The 15,446-nt window shown below is 62.4% G+C and carries 13 protein-coding genes; 1 reads left to right on the forward strand and 12 read right to left on the reverse strand.

The genetic code is table 11. The annotated features are described in order from the left end of the window. Positions 1-150 precede the first annotated feature (150 nt). Positions 151-1,881, forward strand: coding sequence for a M1 family metallopeptidase (locus ISP18_RS14330; RefSeq protein WP_380013190.1), 1,731 nt, complete (start codon positions 151-153; stop codon positions 1,879-1,881). 61 nt (positions 1,882-1,942) lie between these two features. On the opposite strand, the gene ISP18_RS14335 is transcribed toward ISP18_RS14330, so the two are convergent. The 12 genes from ISP18_RS14335 to mreC form a co-directional block, all read right to left on the reverse strand. Beyond that, positions 1,943-2,548: a DUF4126 domain-containing protein gene (locus tag ISP18_RS14335; RefSeq protein ID WP_380013193.1), complete on the reverse strand. Its 606-nt coding sequence runs from the start codon at positions 2,546-2,548 to the stop codon at positions 1,943-1,945. Between the two features lie 287 nt (positions 2,549-2,835). Continuing rightward, complete coding sequence (locus ISP18_RS14340; protein WP_380013195.1) at positions 2,836-5,142, reverse strand: carboxy terminal-processing peptidase; 2,307 nt, start codon at positions 5,140-5,142, stop codon at positions 2,836-2,838. Between the two features lie 10 nt (positions 5,143-5,152). Beyond that, positions 5,153-6,160, reverse strand: coding sequence for a lipoyl synthase (gene lipA / locus ISP18_RS14345; RefSeq protein WP_380013198.1), 1,008 nt, complete (start codon positions 6,158-6,160; stop codon positions 5,153-5,155). Next, complete coding sequence (gene lipB, locus ISP18_RS14350; RefSeq protein ID WP_380015853.1) at positions 6,157-6,903, reverse strand: lipoyl(octanoyl) transferase LipB; 747 nt, start codon at positions 6,901-6,903, stop codon at positions 6,157-6,159. Before lipB ends, lipA begins: the two co-directional genes overlap by 4 nt. A gap of 73 nt (positions 6,904-6,976) precedes the next feature. Then, positions 6,977-7,264, reverse strand: coding sequence for a YbeD family protein (locus tag ISP18_RS14355; RefSeq protein WP_380013201.1), 288 nt, complete (start codon positions 7,262-7,264; stop codon positions 6,977-6,979). Between the two features lie 86 nt (positions 7,265-7,350). Beyond that, a complete protein-coding gene (locus ISP18_RS14360) occupies positions 7,351-8,580 on the reverse strand; it encodes a D-alanyl-D-alanine carboxypeptidase family protein (protein ID WP_380013204.1) in 1,230 nt (409 codons plus the stop codon). Between the two features lie 96 nt (positions 8,581-8,676). Beyond that, positions 8,677-9,600 carry a septal ring lytic transglycosylase RlpA family protein gene (locus ISP18_RS14365; protein WP_380013207.1) on the reverse strand — a complete coding sequence of 308 codons (924 nt, stop codon included), beginning with the start codon at positions 9,598-9,600 and terminating at the stop codon, positions 8,677-8,679. Next, on the reverse strand, positions 9,597-10,649 hold the full coding sequence (mltB, locus tag ISP18_RS14370; protein WP_380013210.1) for a lytic murein transglycosylase B: 1,053 nt from the start codon (positions 10,647-10,649) through the stop codon (positions 9,597-9,599). The genes ISP18_RS14365 and mltB overlap by 4 nt, the downstream gene beginning before the upstream one ends. A gap of 19 nt (positions 10,650-10,668) precedes the next feature. Continuing rightward, complete coding sequence (rodA, locus tag ISP18_RS14375; protein WP_380013213.1) at positions 10,669-11,787, reverse strand: rod shape-determining protein RodA; 1,119 nt, start codon at positions 11,785-11,787, stop codon at positions 10,669-10,671. Next, the gene (gene mrdA / locus ISP18_RS14380) at positions 11,784-13,793 is read right to left on the reverse strand and encodes a penicillin-binding protein 2 (protein WP_380013216.1); all 2,010 of its coding nucleotides are present in this window, start codon (positions 13,791-13,793) and stop codon (positions 11,784-11,786) included. The genes rodA and mrdA overlap by 4 nt, the downstream gene beginning before the upstream one ends. A 163-nt stretch (positions 13,794-13,956) precedes the next feature. Then, the gene (gene mreD / locus ISP18_RS14385) at positions 13,957-14,445 is read right to left on the reverse strand and encodes a rod shape-determining protein MreD (RefSeq protein ID WP_380013219.1); all 489 of its coding nucleotides are present in this window, start codon (positions 14,443-14,445) and stop codon (positions 13,957-13,959) included. Beyond that, the gene (gene mreC, locus ISP18_RS14390; RefSeq protein ID WP_380013222.1) at positions 14,442-15,446 is read right to left on the reverse strand and encodes a rod shape-determining protein MreC; all 1,005 of its coding nucleotides are present in this window, start codon (positions 15,444-15,446) and stop codon (positions 14,442-14,444) included. The genes mreD and mreC overlap by 4 nt, the downstream gene beginning before the upstream one ends.

Genomic DNA, 15,446 nt, shown 5'->3' on the forward strand with positions numbered 1-15,446 from the left:
GCCATGAACTTCCCCGCAAGTGTTCACCCCCTCCCAACCTCCCCCTGCAAGCAGGGGGAGGAGCTTGTCGCCCTTGCATGACTTCTGGCTTAGTCGCGCCGCCGTGCAACACCGCATGATGCCCGGATACTCCACCTGGCATTCCAACCCATGCGCCCACTGCGTCCTGCCCTGCTCGCCATCAGTCTCGTCGCCAGCCTTGCCGGCTGCGCCAGCGTCCAACAGCATCAACCGCCGCTCACCGCACTCACGGAAAATTCCGGCGGTGTGATGCCGGCCGAACAGAAGCGCGTGCATTTCGATCATGCGGAGCTGCATATCGCGGTCGATCCTTCGCAGCAGCGCATCGATGCTACCGCCACGCTGAGTTTCACCGCGCGCGAGCCTACCAACGTGCTGGTGCTGGATCTGGATCGCAACCTGCCGATCAGCGCTATCGAGCTGGACGGTAAACTGGTTGCTGCCACCGATTGGAGCAATCCGGAAGGACGCTTGCGCATCCAGTTGCCACGCACGCTGAGTGCCGGCGAACACGTCGCCACTACCGTGCACTATGGCGGCCAGCCGCACGTGGCGAAGAAGGCGCCGTGGGATGGCGGCTTCGTATGGAGCCACACGAAAGACGGCCAGCCGTGGGTAGGCAGCGCGGTGGAAGGCGAAGGCTGCGATCTGTTCTGGCCGTGCATCGATCATCCGCAGGGCAAGCCCGATCTGGTCGATCTGTACGTGACCGTGCCTAAGCCACTGGTGGCACCCGGCAACGGCGTGCTGATCGGCATCAGCGACGAGGGCGACAAGCGCACCTATCACTGGCGTGCCAAGCATCCGACCACGTATGCGATTTCCATCAATGTGGGTCCGTATCAGGAGCTCACCGGCGAGTACCACAGCCGCTATGGCAACGTGATTCCGCTGCAATATTGGTATCTGTCCGGCGAGGAGGAGCAAGCGCGCAAGCTGTTTGCCGAATTTCCGCGCATGCTGGCCTTCAACGAAGCGATGATCGGCCCCTACCCCTTCGGTGACGAAAAGATGGGCGTGGTGGAGACACCGTATCTGGGCATGGAGCACCAGACCATCAACGCCTACGGCAATCACTACGCGAAGGACGGCAGCGGCTTCGACTGGCTGCTGCAGCATGAATTCGCGCACGAGTGGTTCGGCAACCAAGTGACCAATGCCGACTGGGACGACATGTGGTTGCACGAAGCCTTCGCGACGTACATGCAACCCCTATACAGCCAGGCGATCAACGGCGACAGGGGCTACTACGCCTGGCTCGACAAGATGCGCCTGGCACTGCGTGATCGTTATCCCGTCGTGTCTGGCAGCAGCAAGACCGAAGCACAGGTTTATGACGATGAGCACGGCCCTGGCCTGGACATCTACGATAAGGGCGCATTGATGCTGCACTCGCTGCGCACGCTGATCGGCGACCGCGAGTTCTTCGAATGCCTGCGCGTGCTGGTGTATGACACGCCCGATCCGAAGCCCGGCCACTTCACGCCGCACTACGCCAGCGCGCACGATTTCATCGACATCGTGAACAAGGTGACTGGCCGCGACCTGAGCTGGTTCTTCAATGTGTACCTGTACCAGGCCGCGTTGCCGGCGCTGGATGAGCAACGTCAGGGCAACACGCTCAGTTTGCGCTGGCGTACACCGCACGACCTGCCTTTCCCGATGCCGGTGGAAGTACAGGTGGATGGCTCGCTGCACGTACTGCCGATGACGCATGGCGAAGGCAAGCTTGAGGTGCCTGCGGATGCGTTGGTGATCATCGATCCGCATTCGAAGCTGCTGCGTGATTTGCCGCAAGTGACGGAATTTCAGGAGTGGCAGAAGCAGCAGAAGGCGAAGGACAAGGCGAAATCCAGTTAAGCGCGTCACGTACCCCAAATGGCCGTCATTCCCGCGGAAGCGGGAATGACGGCCATGAGGATTACGCAGAAGGTGACGCGCCGACGAGCTTGCGCAACTGCGCGAAAATCGCTCGCCATCCACGCACGATCTTCGGCAGCAACCAACAGATCAGCACGATAAACAGTGCCAGCAGAATCAACAGCACCAGCGGGTGCTGCCACGTCAGATAGAGAATCCCCAGCAACGAAATATCCTCACCCGCACTGGCGCCCCAATTGCTGAAAGGCTCCGGCGAGGTATTGATCAAGGCGCGCGTGCCCGACTTGGCCAGATGCGTGCCCGTAACCACCGCGCCACCTAGCAGCGCCGCGGCCACCTGCTCGTCCACGCCCGCGTTCTTGAACACGCCCCACGCCAGCAAGGTGCCAACGGGAATGCGGATGAAGGTATGGATGGAATCCCACACGCTGTCGAACACGGGTACTTTGTCGGCAAGAAATTCGCCCACCATCAGCACTCCGCAAGTAATCAGCACCCAGTTGTGGCTAAGCACTTCCAGACCCGGCGGCAGCGTGACGTAACCCAGCCGGCCAAGCAGACCGGCAATGAACAGCGTGGCGTAGAGGCGGATACCGCTGGCCCAGGCCAGGCCGCCGGCTAGAGCGAGGTTGGAGAGCAGGTTCATGGGCGGAAGATCCCTGGCGCCGAGAGGCTTGCGGCCATACTCGCTCCAAAAGATCCATATATCCATCGCCTTGCCACAGCCTCCGGCGCTACCTCACCGTCATTCCGGCGCAGGCCGGAATCCAGTTTTAGTACGTCGTGCGAAGCACACAAAATCTTTTTATGTCGTGTGCTTCGCACGTCATGTTTTGACTGGATTCCGGCCTGCGCCGGAATGACGAGCGAGAGACCGCGACGCAAATAAAAAAGCAGCGCCGGAGCGCTGCTTTTTTTGTCCTGCCGAGTGGCTTACTTACCGCCTGTCGACGACGCCGGCTTCGGCGCTTGCGACGCACCCGGCTCCGTCATCGGTGTCGGCAGCGCCATCGCTCCATTCGTCGAAGCCATCGATGCACTATCGCCCAGCTTGCCGCCATACGGCAGCACTTCTGCGGCCAGCTTCGGGTTGGCATCGATCAGGCCGATCGCGTCAAACAGGACGTGCGAGGTTTCCTGCAACTGCGGATCGGGTGCTTTCTTGGCCTCTTCCTGTTCCTTCAGCTCCGACTTCAGGCTGCGCTCGTTCGGGTTGAGGCCGTCGTCGAGCTGAGCCTCATCGTCAACGTCGGCAGTGCCACCGTCGATCGCTTTGTGGCGCGTGCGGAACTCGGCCTGGATCGCATCCAACTGCTTGCGCTCGGTCTCGCGCTGGTCGTAGTTCAGCGAGATGGAGGCGCGGTCGGCCAGCTTTTTGTACTGAGCGAGTTCGTCCAGCATCAGCTGCCAAGCCGGCGACTTAGCGACACGCGCGTCATGCATCTGCTCAAGCTGCGGCAGATACGCCTTCATGTCGGCCACCGGCTTGTAGTCGGCCGGCGCGATCTGCGTCCACGGCAACGCGTTGTCGTAAGTGGATTCGCCGAATTCCTTGTCGTCGCCGTTGCCTGGATACTGCATGTCCGGCGTAACGCCACGTAGCTGCGTGGAACCGCCATTGATGCGGAAGAATTCCTGCACGGTCATCTTCAGCGCGCCGTAGTCCGGCTTGCTGTCGGGATCGGCGGCGAAGCGGTTGAGGTCGATCAGTGTCTGCACCGTGCCCTTGCCGAAGGTCTGCGTGCCGATCACCAGGCCGCGGCCGTAATCCTGAATGGCCGCGGAGAAAATCTCCGAGGCCGAGGCTGTGCCGCGATTGACCAGCACCGCCAGCGGACCGCTCCAGGACATGCCCGGATCGTCATCGCCCTGCACCTGCACTTGGCCACGTGCATCGCGCACCTGCACCACCGGACCCTTATCGATGAACAGGCCAGTGAGCTCGTTCGCCTCGTACAGCGAACCACCGCCGTTATTGCGCAGATCGATCACCACACCCTGCACGCCTTCGGTTTTCAGTTCGCCCAGCAGTTTGGCGACGTCGCGGGTGGCGCTCTTGAAGTTCTTGTCGCCTTCACTGCGCGCGCCGAAGTCGGAATAGAACATCGGCAGTTCGATCACGCCGATCTTGCGGGTGACGCCGGCATCGGTGATTTCGATGACCTTCTTCTTGGCGGCCTGCTCTTCGATGGTGACTTTCTTGCGCACCAGCGTGATGCTTTCGTGCTTGCCGTCGGTGCCCTGGTCGCCGGGCACGATCTCCAGGCGCACGGTGGTGTCTTTCTTGCCGCGGATGAGGTTGACCACGTCGTCGATGCGCCAGCCGACCACATCCGTCAGGGGACCGCTTTCGCCTTGGCCAACGCCGAGCACGTAGTCGCCCACGTGCAGCTTGCCGGACTTGATCGCCGGACCGCCGGGCACGAGTTCGCGGATCGCGGTGTAATCGTCGCGCTGCTGCAGCACCGCGCCGATGCCTTCCAGCGAGAGCTTCATCGAGATGTCGAAGTTCTCGGCCGCGCGTGGGCCCATGTAGTCGGTATGTGGATCGGTGGAGTTCGCATACGCGGTCATGAACGTCTGGAACGCGTCCTGGCCGTCGAGCTGTTTCACGCGATCGATGTAGTTGCTGTAGCGCTTGTCCAGCGTCTTGCGGATGTCGTCATCGGTCTTGCCGGCCAGTTTCAGGCGCAGCCAATCGTTCATGGTGCGCTTGCGCCACAAGTCGTCCAGCTCGGCCTTGTCCTTCGGCCAGTCGGCCTTCTTGCGGTCGATGGCGTAGGTGTCGTTGGTGTTGAAGTCGAAGCCCTGCTTCAACAGGCCGCGCGCGTAGTTCATGCGGTCGATGGCGCGCAGGATGTACTGGTTGAAGATGTCGAACGGACCGGAGAGATCCTTATTCCAGATCGCGTTGCCGAACTGGTCCTTGTACTTGGCGAACTTCGCCATGTCTTCCTGCGTGAAGAACACCTTCTCGCCGTCGAGCAGCTTGAAGTACAGCGCGTAGATCTTCTGCGACATCGCATCGTCGAGCGGCTGCGCGTCGTAGTGGAAGCGGGTGAGCAGGTGCGCCGAGATCAGCGCCGCGCTGGCTTCATTGGTGTCCGGCTGCAACGGCAGCTCGGATACCTTGCGCGGTTTGCTGGCGCCAAGATCGGCCGCCGATTGCGCCAGCGTCGCAGTCGAGGTAACGCTGAGAGCGATCAGTAGAGCCAGCAGGGGACGAAAGCGAAAGATCATAGAGGTCTCTTCAGGCGTGCTCGGTGACGCCAGCCGCGTGAGCCTGCTGGTCGGCGTGATAGGAAGAACGGACAAGCGGGCCGGATGCGACGTGATGGAAACCCATCGCCTCACCCGCCACGCGCAAGGATTCAAATTCATCCGGCGTCCAGTAGCGCACCACCGGATGATGATGCGGCGTGGGCTGCAGGTACTGGCCGATGGTGATCATGTCGACGTCGTGCGCGCGCAGGTCGCGCAGCGTTTCGATCACCTGTTCGTAGGTTTCACCCAGGCCCAGCATGATGCCGGACTTGGTGGGCACGTCCGGATGCTGCGCCTTGAAGCGCTTGAGCAGATCCAGCGACCACTGGTAGTCAGCGCCCGGGCGCACTTCGCGATACAGGTGCGGCACGGTTTCCAGATTGTGGTTGAACACATCCGGCGGGAAATCCTTCAGCACTTCCAGCGCGCGCTCCATGCGGCCCTTGCCGCGGAAATCGGGTGTAAGGATTTCGACGCGGGTATTTGGACTGGCATGGCGCACGGCGCGGATGCAGGCGGCGAAATGCTCGGCGCCACCGTCGCGCAAATCGTCGCGATCCACCGAGGTGATCACCACGTACTTCAAGCGCATGTCGCGAATGGTGTCGGCCAGGCGCGCCGGTTCCAGCGGATCGGGGGCGGCCGGACGGCCATGCGCTACATCGCAGAAGGAACAGCGACGCGTGCACACGTCACCGAGAATCATGAAGGTGGCGGTGCCCTTGCTGAAACATTCGTGGATGTTCGGGCAGGAGGCTTCTTCGCACACGGTCACCAACGCGTTCTCGCGCAAGCGCGCCTTCAATTGCTGCACGGCGTTGCCTTGCGGCAAGTGCACGCGAATCCAACTGGGCTTGCGCAAAGTGGGAACGTTGGTATCGAAGCTGGCGCGATTGAGCGCGATCTTGTCACCGCCGAGTTGCTTCTCGGCAGGGGCGCCACTGACGACGCTGATCGGAATGACTTTCGTGGAAGATGCGGTGGTATCGCTCATGAAATAGCTCTGACCGCCACGCGAGCGGGGAGTTCGGGGATCACGGGATTGGCCGGTTCACCTTCGAAGCCGAACTGTCGGCAGAACTCGCCAATCAGCACCTCCTCGACGTCCGCCAGCCGCGATGGACCGCCCAAGTCTAGCACCTGCGTGACCGCCAGACCCTTGTAACCGCAAGGATTGATGCGGTGGAACGGCTCCAGGTCCATGTTCACATTGAAGGCCAGTCCGTGGAAGCTGCAGCCCCGGCGCACACGCAGGCCCAAGGCTGCCACCTTGGCGTCCGCAACGTAGACCCCCGGCGCGCCCTCGCGGCGGACGGCCTGGATATTCCAATGGTCCAGGGTATCGATGATGGCTTGCTCGATGCGGTTGACCAGCTCGCGCACCCCCAGCCCGGCGCGGCGCAGGTCGATCAGCGGATAGGCCACGATCTGGCCGGGGCCGTGGTAGGTGACCTGTCCACCGCGATCCACCGGCACCACCGGAATCTCGCCCGGCGCCAAGACGTGCTCCATCTTGCCGGCCTGCCCGAGGGTGAAGACGGGATCGTGCTCCAGCACCCACAGCTCATCCACGGTATCGGCTGTGCGGTTGTCGGTGAAGGCGCTCATGGCCTGCCAGACCGGCTCGTAGGGTTGGCGGCCCAGGCGGCGGACATGGAGCGGAGAACGGGGATCGGGGATCGGGGAACGCTCGGTCACGGCTAGACCATAGGTGCAGGTGTTTGACAGGCAGCAGATTGGGCTGATGGCGATAAGGAACAAGTGCCGGAAGCACCACGTTCCTTGTTCCCCGATTCCCGTTCCCTGCTGTTCAAAGCGTATAGCGAATATCCGGATCCGCCCGCAGCACGCTATGCGCCAGGTCGTACTGCTCGCGCGTCTCGCAGCGGAAGCTAACGGTGACGGAGAGAAAATTTCCCTCGCGCGAATGACGATGTTTCACGGTCTCATGCAGCACGTGCAAGCCGATGCCTTCGAGGATCTGCGGCACGCGGGCTTTCAGATCCGCGCTGGCGTTGCCCATGGCGGTGATCTCGAACTCGCCGGGAAACTGGAAACCCTGGCCTTCTTGCGCCTGAATGTCGCTCAGCTCTTTCATAGGCCTTCTCCGCTTACTTGTCGTTCCACAGGCCGTCATTCTCGCTTTCGCGGGAAGACGGCCCCGTGTGGTTCATGATGTGAAACTTACTTCTTGCCGCTACCGTGGAACCACAACAGGATGCTGTCCCACAGGCGCTTGAAGAAACCGCCCTGCGGTGCATCGTTCATCGCGACCAACGGCACGTCCATGATCGACTGGCCATCTTCGGTGATGTGCAGCGTACCGACCTGCTGGCCCTTCTTGTAGGGCGCGATCAACGTGGACGGAATATCCATCGTCGCCTTCAGCTTGTCGTAGTCGCCGGTCTTCACGGTCACCAGCACGTCCTGCTGCACGCCGAGCGGAAGCTGATCTTCCTCACCCTTCCACAAGCGCGGCGTAGCCAGCGGCTTGCTGACTTCGTACAGCTTGTGCGTTTCGAAGAAGCGGAAGCCGTAGTTGAGCAGTGCCATTGCCGCGTCGGCGCGCGCTTTCTCGTTGCTGGAGCCCATCACGATCGCGATCATGCGCGACTCGCCGCGCTTGGCGGAAGCTGCCAGGCAGAAGCCTGCTTCGGCGGTGTGGCCGGTCTTGATGCCATCAACGCTTGGGTCGCGCCACAGCAAGGTGTTGCGATTGCCTTGCTTGATGCCGTTCCAGGTGAATTCCTTGATCGCGGAGATCGCGTAGTCATCCGGATAATCATGAATCAGGGCGCGCGACAGAATGGCGATGTCGTGCGCGCTGGAATAGTGATTGTCGGCCGGATAGCCCGACGCGTTCACGAAGTGCGTGTTCACCATGCCCAACTGCTTGGCGTAGGCATTCATCAAGTTCGCGAAGGTTTCTTCGGAACCGGCAGTGTGTTCGGCCAGCGCAATAGCGGAGTCGTTGCCGGACTGGATGATCATGCCGTAGAGCAGATCCTTCAGCGGCACCTGGCTGTTGAGCTTGAGGAAGCTGGTGGAACCGTCCGTGCCCGCGCCGCCTGCGCGCCAGGCGTGCTCGCTGATCATCACCGGGTCGGTGAGGTGGATCTTGCCCGCCACCAGCTGCGCCGAAACCACATAGTCGGTCATCACCTTGGTGATCGAAGCCGGCACCACACGCTCGTCGGGATTCTTGGAAGCGAGAATCTGGCCGGTGGCGTAATCCATCAACACCCATGCCTTGGCATCCACATCCGGCGGCGGCGGTACCGGCACCTGTGTGGCTGCCGGCGCGGGCGCGGGATTCGGCACGGGCTTGGGCGGGGTCTGCTGGGCAATGGCACCGGCGCCGAACACCAGGGCGGCGGCGGCAAGAATGTGCAGAGGGTGGCGGAACAGATTCATTGTGGGCTTACATCCGTAAATGCTTTGGCGCGCGCGGCGCCATGACTACTTCGCAGAAAATTTGCAAATACGCTCTGAATAAATTCAGAGCGTGTCTCAGTCTACCGCGACCTGCGGTGGCGGCAGACCCATTTGTTCGATCTTGGAACTCACCTGGTCGGCGCTATCCACGTCGGAGAGCGGCCCTACTCGCACGCGGTGCACGAGCCGGCCGCCAATCGTCGCATCGGATACCTGCACCGGGGCGAAATTCGCCACACGCAATTGCGCGGCGATGCGCTCGGCGTTAGCCGGGTCAGAGAATGCACCCACTTGCAGGTAAATACTGGGCGGATGTGCAGGCGTGGCGGTGGCAATCGGTGGCGGTGGCGGCGCTTCCTGGGGTGGCGGTGCGGAGGGATCGATGCCTTGCACTTCCACCAGTCCCGTGCCTTTGGGCCAGATGCCGATCTTCACGGCGGCGGCGTAAGACAGATCGATCACGCGGTCCTCGTGGAACGGACCGCGATCGTTGATGCGCACGACCACACTCTGGCCGTTCTGCAGGTTAGTCACGCGCGCGTAGCTCGGCAGCGGCAGCACCTTGCTGGCAGCGGTGAACTTGTACATGTCGTAGTCCTCGAGGCTAGAGGTCTTATAGCCATGGAACTTGGACCCATAGAACGAAGCGATGCCGCGTTCGTCGTAGCCACGCGCCGTCGGCAGCACGCTGTAGGTGCGCCCCAGCACGGAGTACGGCGATTTGTTGCCGTAGAGCGAGCGCGGCTCCACTTGCGGCACCGGCTCGGGCAGCTTGCTCACATCCGGCGGCGGGCCGTCTGGAATACTGTCGCTGCCGCTGCGATAGCGGCTGCTCTGCGGCCTGCTGGTGTCGTCGTTGATGCTGCCGGAACCGGAACCTCCCTGGCTGGAACTGCCATGCGAAGACGAATAAGACGGACGCGTGCTGTGATGGCCGCCGCAACCGACCAGCATCAGCGTGATCGCAAGCAGCCATGACAGGCGCCAGAGCGTCTTCATCGCGTGACAGTCTCCTGAGAGCCTGTCTGAACTTTCTGCGCAGCCCCGGACGAGCTCTGATCGTTCACGCCATCCACAATCGCCTGCGCCAGCTGGTTCACGGCCATCGCGTACATCACGCTGCGGTTGTAAGTGGTGATCACGCGGAAGTTCTGGAACGTAAACCAATATTCGGGGCCGTTCGCGCCCTGCAGCGTCTGCAGGCTGCTCGGTGCACCTGGATCCAAGTGCTGCAATGGTGCATAACCCCAGGCTTCGAGCTGTTCCACCGTCCATTGCGGCGTGGCGTCCTTCACCGTGAGCACTTTCGCCGCGGCATCCGGCTGCGCGCGCGCCGCCACCGGACCGCCCGTGACCCAGCCGTGCTTGGCGAAATAGTTGGCCACGCTGCCGATGATGTCAGGCAGCGAATTCTGCAGATCGATGTGGCCGTCGCCGTCTTCATCCACTGCAAAATCGCGGATGCTGCTGGGCATGAATTGTCCCCAGCCCTGCGCGCCGGCATAGGAACCGGTGAGCGTGTCGAGCGGACCGGCAAGTTGCGTATCCGGCAGTTCCATCAGCGTCTTCAGCTCGTTGCGGAAGAACGCGGCGCGCGGCGGGTAGTACAGGCCAAGCGTCACCAGTGCATCCAGCACTTTGTACTTGCCGGTGTTGCGCCCGTAGAACGTTTCCACGCCGATGATGGCGACGATGTACTGCGGGGCCACGCCGTACTTCTTGGCGATCCCTTCCAGCAGCGCCTGATGTTCACGGTAGAACTTCACGCCCGCATCGATGCGCGCGGGAGTTAGAAAAATCTGGCGGTAATCGCTCCACGGCTTGGCCTCGGCCGGGCGGCTGATCGCATCGAGGATGCTCTGCTGCCGCTTCGCGCCGTCGAGTAGCGCGTTCAAACTGGCCGGATCCTTGCCGGTGTCTTTCGCTACTTCGGCGACCAGTTGCTGCTGGCCAGGATGCTCGGCCCAGGCTGCGAATGGCGCCAAGAAACATAGCGCTGCGAGTGCAAAAATGATTCGTTCCTTCATGCGGGCGAGGGTAACACGCATGCGCATTTTTGATGGCGCATCAGTCATGCACCTTGCGATTGGCATGGATCGACATCAGCACGCCGAAGCCCACCAATAACGACACCGCCGAGGTGCCGCCGTAGCTGACCATCGGCATCGGCACGCCCACCACGGGCAGAAGGCCCGCCACCATGCCACCGTTGACGAATACGTATACGAAGAAGCTCATGCCGATCGCGCCGGCGAGCAGGCGCGAATAGGTGTCCTTTGCTTCCATCGCGATCCACAGGCAACGGCCGATAATGAAAGCGTACAGCACCAGGATCGCACACACGCCAATCAGGCCGAATTCCTCGCAGAACACGGCAAAAATGAAGTCAGTGGTGTGCTCGGGCAGAAAGTCCAGGCGCGACTGCGTGCCCTGCCCGAAACCCTTGCCGAAGACGCCGCCCGAACCCACCGCGATCTGCGACTGGATGATGTGCCAACCGTTGCCGAGCGGATCGGATTCCGGATTGAGCATGGTGAGAATGCGACCGCGCTGGTACTGATGCATGAAATGCCAGGCGATCGGCGCCATACCGGCCGCACCCGCGAACAACAGACCAATGCGCCACCATGCCATGCCGGACAGGAACAGCGTGAAACTGCCCGCCGCCGTCACCAACAAGGCCGTGCCGAGGTCCGGCTGTTTGCCGATCAAATAGGCAGGAATCGCGATCATGCCACCAACCACCGCGATGTCCTTCCAGCGCGGCGGCAGCTGGCGCGGATGCAGGTACCAGGCCACCATCATTGGCATGGTCAGCTTCATCAGCTCCGACGGCTGGAAGCGCATGATCCCTAAATTGAGCCAGCGATCCGCGCCGCGGCCTTCGCCCAGCACCGCCACCACCACCAGCAGCATCACGCTGCCGGCGTAAAGCCACGGCGTCCAGTTGCGCAGCATCGACGGTGGAAGGCGCGACATCACCAAAATGAAGAGGCCGCCGAGCACGAAGCGCGCGGCCTGTCCGATGACCAGAGAAAGATTGCCGCCGCCCGCGCTGTACAGCGTCACCAGCCCCACACAGCAGAGCAAGACCAGAGCAAAGGCGAGCGGCAGGTCGATGCGCGGACGCCTCCACACGCGACGGAAAAAGCGATGAAGACGAATGCGCAAGGTATCGATGGTCATTGTGCGTCGTCTCCCGCAGTGGAGCTGTCGGGGGCAGGCATGTCGGTCTGCGGCGTGTCTTCCGGTGCCGGCGGTGCTTGCGCAGACGAGGCGGCCGCCACGCCGGATTCCTGCAACGGCTGGTGTGGCGGCACCGCGCCGCCTTGCGTAGTGAGCCATGTGTCGAGAATCTTGCGCGCGATCGGGCCGGCGTCCTTGGCGCCCCACGCGCCCGCCTCAAGCACCACGGCGACGGCGATGCGCGGATCCTCGGCTGGCGTGAAAGCTTCGAACCAGGCGCGATGGCGCGCGGCGAGGTACGCCGTATTCTTGTTCTCGTTGTACGCGTTGCTGGTTCGCGAGAAGCGCTCGGCGGTACCGCTCTTGCCGGCGATGCGATACGGAAAGCCCTCGCCCAACTTGGTGCCGAAGCCGGTCGACTGCGGATCGTTGCTGTAGATCACCAGCTGCATGCCCTCGTTCACCGCCTCCCAGTCCTTCATGTTCTTGATCAATGAAGGCCCGGTGGGCGAATTGGCCAGCGGCGCCGGTGACTTGCCGACATCCGCAGTCGCCATGACCACGCGTGGCGCGTAAGGCACACCGCGGCCCGCGAACGTTGCCAAGGCGTGCGCCAACTGCATGGTAGTGACGGACCAATAGCCCTGGCCGATGCCCGCGATCACGGTCTCGCCGGGATACCAATTCCGCTCCTTGGGCGAATGTTTGGCCTTCCATTCGCGCGACGGCAGGATGCCGGACACCTCGCCGGGAAGATCGACTCCGCTGGGATGTCCGAATCCGTAAGAGCCCATGAATTCGCTGATGCGATCGATGCCTAAATCCAGCGCAAGCTTGTAGAAGTACGTATTGACCGATGCGTAAATCGCTTTATAGAGATTCACCGTGCCGTTGCCATAGCGCAGGTCGTCGCGATAGCCGCGCGACTGGCCCGGAATGTAGAACACGCCGGTGGACAGCACCGTGTCCTGTGGCGTGCGCACGCCGTACTCCAGGCCCGCCAGACCCATGAACGGTTTCACTGTCGAACCGGGCGGGAAAGCCGCCCTCAAAGCGCGGTTGATCAGCGGTTTATCGGGTGACGTGATCAGTGATTTGTAATCGGCCGAGCCGATGCCGTTGACGAATAGATTCGAGTCGAACGACGGCACGCTGACCATCGCCAACACCTGGCCGTTGCGTGGATCGATTGCCACGGCTGAACCCGGCCTGCTTTCGAACGCATCCTCTACGGCCTTCTGGACGCGTGCGTCGATGCTCAAATAAAGATTCTTGCCTGGCACCGGCGGATGCGTTTCCAACACGCGCTGCACGCGCCCATCGGCGTTCACTTCATCCAGTTCGTAACCTGGCGTGCCATGCAGCATGTCTTCGTAAGAACGCTCCAGACCTGTGCGTCCGATATGCGTGGTGCCCTTGTAACGATCCTGATCGAGATTCTCCAGATCATCCGCATCAATGCGGCTTACGTAACCCACCACATGCGCAAACAACGGCCCCAGTGGGTAATAGCGCGTGAGATACGGCACCACGTCCACGCCTGGAAAGCGCCAGCGGTTCACTGCGAAGCGTGCGATGTCGTCCTCGGTCAGCCGCATCTTCAGCGGCACGCTGTCGAAGCGGCGCGATTGCTTGAGCTGCTTGTGAAAGGCGTCGAGATCGTCCTGATCGAGCGGAATCACCTGGCCCAGATCGGCCAGCATCTGGTTCATGTGCTGCACCTGCTCCGGCCGCACTTCCAGCCGGAACGCCGGTATGTTGTCGGCCAGCAGCACGCCGTTGCGGTCGTAAATCAGGCCGCGTGCCGGCGGGATCGCGCGCGGTTTGACGCTATTGTTGACCGAGCGGGTGGCGAACTCGTCGTGATGCAGCACCTGCAGAAACACATAGCGCCCCACCAACGCGAACAGACCAAGCAGGATCAGGCCAAAACCCGCCAGCGCACGACGGCGGAATAGCTCGCCTTCACCGCGCGTGTCCTTGTAGGTGCGCAGGCGGCGGCTCATGGGGCGGCTCTGCCGCGGGGAACGGGGAACGGGGAACGGGAAACATGTAGATGGCGACTGCCCATCCATCCCGTGTCGCATGAATTTCTTGCTGGAACGCAGAGAAAAGCGGTGGCTCGCGCTATCTGCACGTTCCCCGCTCCCCGTTCCCTGTTTCCCGCTCTCATTGCAGCCTCAACCGCATCCGCAAGTCGTCAAGCAGCAGGAACAGGAACGGCCACAACGCCGCACTAATGAACGGCGAAGCCCACCACAGCGCCGGCGGGGTGGCTTCGCCGGCGAAAGCACGCACCACCAGCAGCAGAAAGCGGTCGTTGACCAGCAGGGCCAGCACCGCCAGCGTCTGCTGCCACATCGGGAAAAAGCGCAGGCGCGAACGGAAGCGCAGCGCGATGAATGCCAACACGCACAGGCGCAACGCCTGCTCGCCGAGCAACACGCCCGACAGCAGATCCGCGCAAATCCCTAAGATGAAGGCGAGCCCCAGCGTGACGCGCTGATCGCCCGACTCCAGTGCCCAGTACAGCAACACCAACGCGGGCCAGTACGGCTTGAATGCTTCCAGCACGTGCGGAAGCGGCACCAGCATCAGCAGCATCGCCACCGCCAGCGTGCCGACAAACCACCAGAAAGAGAGTCGCTGGCGGCTCATGTCGGCGGCGCTCCCGTGGTCTGCGCCGGTGCTGGCTTGGCGGATGGTGCGGTGGAACCTGGCGCAAACGCGCGTGGTACTGCGACAGTGGACGCCGGCGCAGGCGCTTCACTGGCCGGCGGACCGGCAGGCGTTGCCGGCGGCGGTGGGCCGGCCGGCTCGGCCAGATCGTGCAGCACCAATACTTCGTCGCTGCGATCCAGATCGGCGCCGGGTTGCGCGTGCGCTTCCAGGAACATGCCGCTGGGGGCTGGATCCACACTGCTGATCTCGCCAACCGGGAAGCCCTGCGGAAAACGCCCGCCGAGTCCCGAGGTCAGCAGCTTATCGCCCGGACGCACATCGGCCGCCATCGGCACATTCGGCAAGGTGAGCTGCTGGTCGTTGCGAGAACCGTAGGCCACGGTGCGCAGACCGGTGCGTTGGACCACCACTGGCAGCGCGTGATCCGGATCGGTCACCAGCATCACAGTGGCGGAGTTCGGCAGCACGTCTACGATCTGCCCCACCACGCCGTGTGCATCGATCACCGGCTGGCCGGAGCGGATGCCGTCGCGCGCGCCCAGGTTGATCATGATGCGATGGCGGAAAGCACCCATATCCATGCCAATCACACGCGCCAGTTGCACGTGCAATTCCAAGCTGTGCTGGGTGTCGAGCAGTTCTTTCAGGCGCTGGTTCTGCTCGGCCACGGCCGCCATGCGGTTGAGCTTGGCGTTGGCCAGCAGCAGATCTTCGCGCAGGCGCTGGTTCTGCTCGGTGAGCATGCGACGGTCGGCGAACGCCACGCTAAGTGCATGAAAACCATCGGCCGGGAGACTCGCCAGTCGGTACACCGGCTCGATCACGATGGCGGTGGCATAACGCAGCCGCCACAGCCAGCCGTTGCGATGATCCAGCACCATCAGCACCATCGCCATGGCGAGGTAGAAGATCAGTCGCAGGGTGCCGGCGGCGGTACCGGCGAACAGGGGCGAGGATTCCTCGCGCGCGAGCGGCAT

Origin of the sequence: Dyella humi, assembly GCF_044904605.1 — a bacterium.
GTDB classification, from domain to species: domain Bacteria; phylum Pseudomonadota; class Gammaproteobacteria; order Xanthomonadales; family Rhodanobacteraceae; genus Dyella_B; species Dyella_B humi.

Bases quoted from the DNA above. Each gene is read 5' to 3' on its own strand.
- ISP18_RS14365 (WP_380013207.1), bottom strand. From the start codon at position 9,600: ATGAAGACGCTCTGGCGCCTGTCATGGCTGCTTGCGATCACGCTGATG.
- mrdA (WP_380013216.1), bottom strand. From the start codon at position 13,793: ATGAGCCGCCGCCTGCGCACCTACAAGGACACGCGCGGTGAAGGCGAG.
- lipA (WP_380013198.1), bottom strand. From the start codon at position 6,160: ATGAGCGATACCACCGCATCTTCCACGAAAGTCATTCCGATCAGCGTC.
- mreD (WP_380013219.1), bottom strand. From the start codon at position 14,445: ATGAGCCGCCAGCGACTCTCTTTCTGGTGGTTTGTCGGCACGCTGGCG.
- ISP18_RS14335 (WP_380013193.1), bottom strand. From the start codon at position 2,548: ATGAACCTGCTCTCCAACCTCGCTCTAGCCGGCGGCCTGGCCTGGGCC.
- ISP18_RS14360 (WP_380013204.1), bottom strand. From the start codon at position 8,580: ATGAATCTGTTCCGCCACCCTCTGCACATTCTTGCCGCCGCCGCCCTG.
- ISP18_RS14355 (WP_380013201.1), bottom strand. From the start codon at position 7,264: ATGAAAGAGCTGAGCGACATTCAGGCGCAAGAAGGCCAGGGTTTCCAG.
- ISP18_RS14340 (WP_380013195.1), bottom strand. From the start codon at position 5,142: ATGATCTTTCGCTTTCGTCCCCTGCTGGCTCTACTGATCGCTCTCAGC.
- ISP18_RS14330 (WP_380013190.1), top strand. From the start codon at position 151: ATGCGCCCACTGCGTCCTGCCCTGCTCGCCATCAGTCTCGTCGCCAGC.
- mreC (WP_380013222.1), bottom strand. From the start codon at position 15,446: ATGCCGCTCGCGCGCGAGGAATCCTCGCCCCTGTTCGCCGGTACCGCC.
- mltB (WP_380013210.1), bottom strand. From the start codon at position 10,649: ATGCGTGTTACCCTCGCCCGCATGAAGGAACGAATCATTTTTGCACTC.
- rodA (WP_380013213.1), bottom strand. From the start codon at position 11,787: ATGACCATCGATACCTTGCGCATTCGTCTTCATCGCTTTTTCCGTCGC.